The organism is Plantactinospora sp. A48 (assembly GCF_055793945.1).
This window is the reverse complement of the sequence record NZ_JBTIXF010000009.1, coordinates 80,020-85,563: the sequence shown is the minus strand read 5'-3', so window position 1 is coordinate 85,563 and position 5,544 is coordinate 80,020. Positions and strand designations below refer to the sequence as shown.

Genomic DNA, 5,544 nt, shown 5'->3' with positions numbered 1-5,544 from the left:
GCGGTGGCGGACAGGAGGGAAGCGCCAATGAGCCCGGGTGAGAACGTCGTGCTGATCGACAACAACACCCAGACCAGCATCGGGTGGACCGGCGTCGCGGTCGGGTCGGTGCTGCCGGGTGCCACCCCCGAGGCCCGGATTCTGGTGTTCCCGCAGGATGGGGCGGAGCTGGAGTACGTCGTACGGCTGGGCGAGACGTTCCCGGTGCTCGATGAGACCTGGCGGTTCGCCGACGTCGACTTCAAGACGCTGGGCTGGTGGACGGTCACCCTCCGTCGGGTGGACGAGAACGAGCCGCAGGACCCACCGACCGGCCGGCACGAGGTGTACGAGCCGCGGCACAGCGACGAACCGGCCCGGCTGCGACCGTCCGGACGGCTGGACCAGGCGCAGCTCGCGGCGCTGCGGGCGGCGCTCGGTCAGGTCCTGCCGCCGGCCTACGAGCGCTGGCTGGCGGAGACCAACGGGGTGTGGTTCGAGGGATACCACGAGATCCCCGACCTGATCGAGGACACCCCCTTGGTCAAGCGTTATCCCTGGCCGTTGTCGCTGTCGCCGCTGCGCCCGCTGTTCGGCGTCGATCCGCAGTACCGCCACCGTGATCTGGTCGTCGCGCAGCAGGTCAACCGCGACCCCATGGTGTCCCGGCGGTACCTCGCGATCGGGGTGGCCGACGAGGGCACCCTGTTCGTCAAGGTCGACCAGCCGGACGCCGACTCGGTGTGGCTCCTTCCGAAGCACTTGTCCGGCGGCCCGTACGGTGAGACCGGTCATTCGGAGCGGGAGGCGGCGCTGATGCGGCTCGGGCAGGACATCGGGTCGTTCCTGGACAGGCTTCATCCGGTCCCGGAGCCCGAGGGGGCACCGGACCCGGAGGCCGTCGTATTCCCGGACCGGAGCGACCCGATGTACTGGGCACCGCGTGAGTGACCCGGGGCTGGGCGCGGTGCGCGGGACCCGCGAACGGAGAAAGTGTCAATGAGAAACGATCCTCGTCGATGGGACATCCCGGAGTGACCACCCTTGCGCCACCTACGCTGTTGCTGCCGATCGGGCAGTTCTTCGGCACCTTCCACCCGGTCGTCGGGTCGGCCGAGCGCTACCACCGGATCCGGTTGCGCGACGAGGTGTGGGAGCTGGAGGATCCGCGCTTCCTGGTGTGGGCGCTGCTGCACGGGGTGACCGGTCCGCTCGCCGAGCGGCCGTGGACCTTCGAGGCGCTGCGCGAGGCCGCCGCCGAACACCTGGGGCCGGACCAGGACCTGGGGTCGTTGCTGAACGACCTGGTCGACGCGGGCCTCGCCGCCCGGGTGGTACCGGGTACGCCCGAGGCGGCCGACTTCGCCCGTGGGCATCGGGTGGGTGCCCGGATGCTCGGCCTGGGTAACAGCGCGGAACAGCCGTGGTTGTACTCGATCGGCTTCTTCGACCACCCGGTGATCGCCGTCACCCGCAGCGTCTACGACCTGTGGGAACGATGCTCGACCGGGGAGAGCCTGTGGCGGATCTGCGAGGCGCTCGCCACCGAGGAACGGCAGGCCGGAGGCACCGACCCGGAGCTGGTGGAGCCGGCCGCGATGCTGGCGGGTTTCCTCGGTAACGCCCATTCCCTGCTCGCCACCAGCGTCGTCTATCTGGAGCCCCTGCCGTGACCGACACGAGGACCGACCGGCCACTGGTGTTTCCGGTGGGCCGGTACACCGGTGCGTTCCACCCGGCGCCCGGAGCGCCGGTGAAGTACCACTCGCTGGCCGTCGGTCGGCTGTCCGTGACCATGGACAGTGAGGCCGCCTTCTCGGTCTGGGCCGCCGCGCACCGCTCGACGGACGCGGACGGGCCGTGGACCCGGGTCGAGACCGCCGACGCCGCGCGGCGGCTCGGGGTGGCCGATCCGGATGGCCTGATCGACGAGTTCGTCGAGGACGGGCTGCTCGTCGAGGTGGGGCCGGCCCAGGAGGACGCGCTCGGCTTCGCCCAGGCCCATCGCGTCCGGGCGCTCATGTTGCCGCTGGGCAACACCCCGGAGGATCCGCTGCGTCACGGCATCGGCCTGTTCGGCGCGGAGCCGGTGCTCCGGGTTCCGGCGTTGGTCAACGACATCTGGATGTGGAGTTCCACCGGTGGGAGCCTCTGGGATGTCTGTGTGGCGTTCGCGTCGGCCGGTGCCCGGGCGGCGGTGGATGATCAGCGCGAGCACGATCCCCGGTTCGTGCTGACCCGGTTCCTGCCGGCGCTCCAGGAGCTGATCGGGGTCAACGCCGCCTGTCTGGACGAGGCCCCGCGCCGCTGAGCTGATCGCCTTTTCGGGTAGTGAACCCCCGAAACCTCGCATAAAGGGGCATATCCCGCCGAGGATCGACCGTGCAGGTTGATTCTCGGGAGGCGGGGATGAAGGTAGGCAGGTTCTTCCTGGCCATCGTGGCCGGGCTCGTGATGGCGGTCCAGCCGCTGCCCGCCTGGTCCGTCGGGCTGGGCGGGTCGTACCAAACCCGGGTCGACGTCGCGACGATCACGTCGCGGGCGGCTGACGGCGGTCCCGGTGGCGGCGATGGCAGCCCGCAGCCGGACGGTGGTGTCGGCGCCGCCGACGGCTGGTGCCGCCCGGGTACGCCGGCCGCGGCGCCACCGACCGGGAGGTACCACGCCGACAACCGGCTCTTCGGCCCGCGGAACCTGCCGTCCACCGACCCGGTCGGGGCGCTGCTCACGGGTTATCAGCGGTTCGGTGGGCTGAGCCAGCAGGACTGGAACAACGCCTTCACGGTCGGCCCCGCGCACGACGCGTACCTCTTCCCGCCGCTGGACGGCTTCGCGCTCGCCCCCGACGGCCGGCCGATCAAGGCGGCCCAGCGGCTCCTGCCCGGTTACCGGCTCGACCGGTTCGGCTTCCCGGGCGGCGCGTTCCTGTCCCCGTTGGGTACCCCGTTCGGCGGCCGGGCGCTGCCACCGGACCGGCTCAACACGCCACCGGCGACGCCGCCCGGGACGGTACCGTCGGCCAACTACCACGTGTACTGCGTGATCAGGTCGTTCACTGTGGACTCCGGTCCGATCGCGCCGTGGTTCGCGCAGCCGGGTTGGGGAACCCAGTTCAAACTGAACAGGCAGTACCTGCCGCAGGCCGGCGCGGCGCTGAGCATCACCTGGCTGTTGGACCACCATTATCTGGTGGAGGAGGACTTCGACCCGAATGCTGCTCCCGGCTCCTGCGCGTCCCGGGTCGAGGTCGTCGGGTCCTGCTGACGACGGGAGATCGGGTGGACCGCTACGGGGTACGTGACGCCCTGTTCGCGGCCGGCATGTCGCCGGCGGCCTTCCAGATCACCGGAGTGCACGAGCAACGGCCCGTCCCACCCGACTTCTGGTTCCTGCGTCCGGCACCGGGTGGCGGCTGGGAGATCGGCGCGTACGAACGGGGCGGATACGACGTGCGGGCCACCCACCCGACCGAGGCGGCGGCCTGCGCGGAGTTCTACCGGGCGCTGACCGGCCGGGCGCTGGGCTGAGCCGCACGAAACCCCCCAACGACTACTTGACGGTGGACTCCGCCGGTCCTAACCTCCAAACATGTCTTTGGGAGATGCCGCCGAGTCGGCGAGCGGGTCCCCGGCTGTCCCCGTACCTGCCACCGGAGCCGCTGCGGATGTCGATGTCGACGACACGGTGTGGCTGCGGGCCCTGGCGCATCCGATCCGGCTGCGGATCCTGTCGCTGCTCACCGGCGCGCCGCTGACCGCCGCCGACGTGGCCCGCGAACTGGATCTCACCCACGCGAACGCCAGCTACCACCTGCGCCAGTTGCTCGCGGCCGGCGCGATCCTCATCGACGGCGAGGAACGCATCCGGGGCGGGTTGGCCAAGCGCTACCGGTACCTTCCCGACCAGCACCGGGGACGGAGCGATGAGCTGGCCCGGCACGACGACCAGGGTCAACGCCTGGTCTACGCGGCCGTGGCGACCGAGCTGGAACGCCGGGCCGGCCGGCGCCGGTCCGGGGGCACCGGCTATCTCGCCGACGCCGAAATCTGGGTCGACCCGGAGACCTGGACCGAGGTACGCCGGCAGGTCGCCGAGGCCATGCTCCGGCTGCACCAGGCCGCCCGGCCGACCCGTACCCCCGGCACCCTCCACGTCAACGCCACCGCCGCACTCTTCGAGATGGAGCACTGATGCTCGCGCCGCTGCGGCACGCCGCGTTCCGCAACCTGACCCTCGGTCGATCGATCAACATGCTGGGCAACGCCGTCGCGCCGATCGCGCTGGCGTTCGCCGTACTCGATCTGACCGGGTCGGTCCGCGACCTGGGCCTGGTGGTCGGCGCGCGGTCGCTGACCAACGTGGTCTTCGTACTGTTCGGCGGGGTGCTGGCCGACCGGTTGCCGCGCCGCCTGCTGCTGACCGGTTCCAGCGCGTTGGGCGCGCTCACCCAGGGGGTCGTGGCGGCGCTCGTGCTGACCGGCACCGCCTCGATCCCGCTGCTGATGACGCTGGGCATCGCCAACGGCCTGGTGAGCGCACTCGCCCAACCGGCGTCGGCGGCGCTCACCCCGCAGACCGTACCGGCCGAACTGATCCAGCCGGCCAACGCGATCAACCGGCTCGGGATGAACAGCGCGATGATCGGTGGCGCCGCGCTGGGCGGCATCCTGGTCGCCGCCGTCGGGCCCGGCTGGGGACTCGTCGCGGACGCCGCGACGTTCGCGCTGGCCGCGCTGGCGTACACCCGGGTGCGCGTGCCCACGGCCCCGGCCCCGGCCGGTGGCGCCCGGTCCAGCGTCCTGGCCGACCTGCGGGTGGGCTGGTCCGAGTTCGTCGGCCGGACCTGGCTGTGGGTGGTGGTGGCCGGCTTCATGGTGCTCAACGCGGTCCTGAGCGGCGGCGTCGGCGTGCTCGGCCCGGCCGTCGCGGACCACACGATCGGGCGGGGCGCCTGGGGCGTGGTGCTCGCCGCGGAAACCGCCGGCATGATCCTGGGCGGACTCGTCGCGTTGCGGATCCGGGTACGCCGGCTGCTGCTGGTCGGGGTGTCCTGCATGTTCGCCGAGGCGCTGTTGCTGCTCGGGCTGGCGCTGGCCCCCCGGGTCATCGTGCTGGTGCCGGCGGCGCTGGCCGTCGGGCTGGGCGTCGAGCAGTTCGCGGTGGCCTGGGAGACGTCGATGGCCCGGCACATCCCGGCGGACCGGCTGGCCCGGGTCTACTCGTACGACATGTTGGGCTCGTGGGTGGCGATCCCGCTCGGTCAGATCGCGGCCGGACCCGCGGCGGCGGCCTTCGGCACCCGGGACGCCCTGCTCGGCTCGGCGGCGCTGGTGGTGCTCTCCGTGCTCGGCATGCTGGCCAGCCGGGACGTCCGGCAACTCCCCGTGGGGCCACCGGGCCAGCCGGTCGACGAGGCGCCCTCGCCAGCCGTCCAGCCGGTCGGAGAGGGTGTCACGGCGGCACCTCCGGCGCACGGCTGAGCCGAGCCACCGGCCCTCGCTCAGGGGTCGGGCACCCGAGCCGGGACGGGCCGGACCTGACCGACCTGCTCGGGTCGGAGCCGAC

At 72.0% G+C, this 5,544-nt stretch carries 7 protein-coding genes; all 7 read left to right on the top strand.

All coding sequences use genetic code 11. From position 1 onward, the window contains the following. Positions 1–27 precede the first annotated feature (27 nt). The 7 genes from ACXN5W_RS07440 (at position 28) to ACXN5W_RS07410 (ending at position 5,459) form a co-directional block, all read left to right on the top strand. A complete protein-coding gene (locus tag ACXN5W_RS07440; RefSeq protein ID WP_473157411.1) occupies positions 28–930 on the top strand; it encodes a DUF6406 domain-containing protein in 903 nt (300 codons plus the stop codon). 68 nt (positions 931–998) lie between these two features. Beyond that, on the top strand, positions 999–1,652 hold the full coding sequence (locus tag ACXN5W_RS07435; RefSeq protein ID WP_473157410.1) for a hypothetical protein: 654 nt from the start codon (positions 999–1,001) through the stop codon (positions 1,650–1,652). Continuing rightward, positions 1,649–2,290: a hypothetical protein gene (locus tag ACXN5W_RS07430; RefSeq protein ID WP_473157409.1), complete on the top strand. Its 642-nt coding sequence runs from the start codon at positions 1,649–1,651 to the stop codon at positions 2,288–2,290. The genes ACXN5W_RS07435 and ACXN5W_RS07430 overlap by 4 nt, the downstream gene beginning before the upstream one ends. Positions 2,291–2,388: 98 nt before the next feature. After that, on the top strand, positions 2,389–3,243 hold the full coding sequence (locus ACXN5W_RS07425) for a TNT domain-containing protein (protein ID WP_473157408.1): 855 nt from the start codon (positions 2,389–2,391) through the stop codon (positions 3,241–3,243). 14 nt (positions 3,244–3,257) lie between these two features. After that, on the top strand, positions 3,258–3,506 hold the full coding sequence (locus tag ACXN5W_RS07420; protein ID WP_473157407.1) for a hypothetical protein: 249 nt from the start codon (positions 3,258–3,260) through the stop codon (positions 3,504–3,506). Between the two features lie 61 nt (positions 3,507–3,567). Next, the gene (locus tag ACXN5W_RS07415; RefSeq protein ID WP_473157406.1) at positions 3,568–4,170 is read left to right on the top strand and encodes an ArsR/SmtB family transcription factor; all 603 of its coding nucleotides are present in this window, start codon (positions 3,568–3,570) and stop codon (positions 4,168–4,170) included. Continuing rightward, positions 4,170–5,459, top strand: a complete 1,290-nt coding sequence (locus ACXN5W_RS07410) for an MFS transporter (RefSeq protein ID WP_473157405.1) — start codon at positions 4,170–4,172, stop codon at positions 5,457–5,459. Before ACXN5W_RS07415 ends, ACXN5W_RS07410 begins: the two co-directional genes overlap by 1 nt. The last annotated feature ends 85 nt before the right edge of the window (positions 5,460–5,544 follow it).

Coding starts and splice junctions, on each gene's coding strand:
- ACXN5W_RS07440 (WP_473157411.1), top strand. CDS start 28: ATGAGCCCGGGTGAGAACGTCGTGCTGATCGACAACAACACCCAGACC.
- ACXN5W_RS07435 (WP_473157410.1), top strand. CDS start 999: ATGGGACATCCCGGAGTGACCACCCTTGCGCCACCTACGCTGTTGCTG.
- ACXN5W_RS07425 (WP_473157408.1), top strand. CDS start 2,389: ATGAAGGTAGGCAGGTTCTTCCTGGCCATCGTGGCCGGGCTCGTGATG.
- ACXN5W_RS07415 (WP_473157406.1), top strand. CDS start 3,568: ATGTCTTTGGGAGATGCCGCCGAGTCGGCGAGCGGGTCCCCGGCTGTC.
- ACXN5W_RS07410 (WP_473157405.1), top strand. CDS start 4,170: ATGCTCGCGCCGCTGCGGCACGCCGCGTTCCGCAACCTGACCCTCGGT.